This window comes from Moorena sp. SIO2C4 (genome assembly GCF_010672485.1).
GTDB classification, from domain to species: domain Bacteria; phylum Cyanobacteriota; class Cyanobacteriia; order Cyanobacteriales; family Coleofasciculaceae; genus Moorena; species Moorena producens.
Genome location: NZ_JAAHGN010001241.1, coordinates 1 through 2,007 on the forward strand (window position 1 = coordinate 1; position 2,007 = coordinate 2,007).

General features: G+C 45.2%; 4 protein-coding genes. 3 read left to right on the plus strand and 1 reads right to left on the minus strand.

The window, feature by feature from the left end; translation table 11 throughout:
• Nucleotides 1-110: 110 nt before the first annotated feature.
• Nucleotides 111-407: a type II toxin-antitoxin system Phd/YefM family antitoxin gene (locus F6K20_RS36105; protein ID WP_009149893.1), complete on the minus strand. Its 297-nt coding sequence runs from the start codon at nt 405-407 to the stop codon at nt 111-113.
• Nucleotides 408-669: 262 nt separating this feature from the next.
• Here F6K20_RS36105 and F6K20_RS36110 point away from each other — a divergent pair, with 262 nt between their 5' ends.
• Genes F6K20_RS36110 through F6K20_RS36120 form a run of 3 tightly spaced genes read left to right on the plus strand, consistent with a single transcriptional unit; the run spans nt 670 to nt 1,502 of the window.
• The gene (locus F6K20_RS36110; protein WP_287298041.1) at nt 670-822 is read left to right on the plus strand and encodes a hypothetical protein; all 153 of its coding nucleotides are present in this window, start codon (nt 670-672) and stop codon (nt 820-822) included.
• A 33-nt stretch (nt 823-855) separates the two neighbouring features.
• Complete coding sequence (gene vapB, locus F6K20_RS36115; RefSeq protein WP_009149896.1) at nt 856-1,098, plus strand: type II toxin-antitoxin system VapB family antitoxin; 243 nt, start codon at nt 856-858, stop codon at nt 1,096-1,098.
• A complete protein-coding gene (locus F6K20_RS36120) occupies nt 1,098-1,502 on the plus strand; it encodes a type II toxin-antitoxin system VapC family toxin (RefSeq protein WP_009149899.1) in 405 nt (134 codons plus the stop codon). Before vapB ends, F6K20_RS36120 begins: the two co-directional genes overlap by 1 nt.
• Nucleotides 1,503-2,007: the final 505 nt, after the last annotated feature.

The following is a 2,007-nucleotide window of genomic DNA, read 5'->3' on the forward strand; positions in this document are numbered from 1 at the left end:
TGGAATAGGGAAGAGAGAAGAGGGAAGGAAGAGAGAATAGGAAACAGGGCAAAAATTCTGTGTACCTCATTAGGCGAAAAACCGCTATATTCCATAAAATATTATAACGGTTAGTCAAAATCATCTGAAATTTTGACTAGCCCCTTAGCGCTGCCAAACTTAGGGGTTGCTTGTACTGCAATCATTGGCACAATTCTAAAAGATTTCCCATCACTACCGAGGATGACAACCTCTTCCCCTGCTGCTGCTTCAAGTAGTTCCGCCAGTTTAGTCTCTGCTTCCTTCAAGTGAATTTGGTGCATGATGATGGTTCCAGAGGCAACGCTTTGAGTATAGCAATTAGAAGGGAGCAGGGAATAGGGAATCGGGAGCAGGGAATAGGGAATCGGGAATAGGCATGCTAGCAATAGGCAACAGTGTCGGAACTGTGCGGCCAGTGCAATGGTTTTCTGAAGTGTGCGCTCAGTGCAAAGGTTTTCTGAAGTGTGCGTTCAGTGCAACGGTTTTCTGATCACTATTGATAGGAAAAGGAACTTCCAAGCAAGGGGAGTGTCCCAAGTGTCGGAAGTGTGCGGCCAGTGCAACGGTTTTTTCAAGTGTGCGCTCAGTGCAACGGTTTTTTGATCAAAATTGATCTAAAAAGGGACTTCGGGGGGGAGTGTCGGAACTATGTGCTCAGTGCAACGGTTTTCTCAACTGTCGAAAGTGTGGGGAGATCGGGAGTCAGCTCAGCGTTCCCTCTTGCCTCTTGCCTCTTGCCTCTTGCCTTTTGCCTCTTGCCTGTTCCCTACTCCCTACTCCCTACTCCCTACTCCCAGCTAGAATAAAGTGGACTATAGTTTAAGGTAATAAATCATGGATGCTCCTACTGCAACTAGGGAAGAGCTGTTTGTTAAATGGCAAGCGCTACCACCTGTATTCCAGCAGCAGGTATTAGACTTCATTGATTTTCTGTTGGGCAAGTATGGACAGCAGCAGTCTGAAACTACTCCTCAAAAGCAGTTACGTCCATTTGGACTCTGTCTCGGCCAGTTTAAAGTCCCTGATGATTTTGATGCCCCGTTGCCAGATGAGATTCTAGACGGGTTTGAGCAATAGTGAAAATTCTGTTAGATACGCATATTTTCCTATGGTTCATCAGTGGCGACACTCGGCTATCAACAGATGTTCGAGACATCATCCGCGACCCAGATAACGAAGTCTACTTGAGTGTTGTTTCAGTTTGGGAGGCAATAGTCAAGTATCAACTGGGTAAGCTACCATTGCCAGAGCCACCAGAGAAGTTTTTGCCAAAGCAGCGTGAACTTCACCAAATTGCTAGTCTCGATCTTGATGAAGGTAGTGTTACTCAGTTATCAAAATTGCCCCTGCTCCATCGCGATCCCTTTGATAGGATGCTGATCAGCCAGGCTTTGGAGAAAGGTTTGACAGTGGCAACTGTGGATCGAGAAATCCGCGCCTACCAAAAAAACTTGCAGTTGAAAGTCCTCGACGTTAAGTAGAGGGATGATAATAAATGACCGGATTGATCCGGTTGTCTTTTTGATTGCTAACTTTTCTAAAGTATCTGATCAACCCTAGCATTTTCAGTTGAGATGTGAAACAATGAAAATGCTAGAGAGGTATCTGTGTAATTAAAGCATACACAAAGCGAGCAGTATATTGGATATTTGTGTCAATTTTTCCTGGGCGAATGATTAATCAGGAGGGAACAGGGAATCGGGAATTTAGAATTTAGAATTTAGAATTTAGAATTTAGAATTTAGAATTTAGAATCGGGAATCGGGAATCGGGAATCGGGAATCGGGAATACAGAATAGGCAAGAAGCAAGAGGCAAAAGGGAAAACTGATCTGACTCCCCTACTCCCTACTCCCTACTTCCTACTCCCTACTCCCTACTCCCTACTCCCTATGCCCTAGTAACGACGCCGGGAGACACTAGCTTCACCCAACTTACGCCAGGTATGCCAGCCAACTACTCCATCCACTTTCAAACGGTTGTTGCG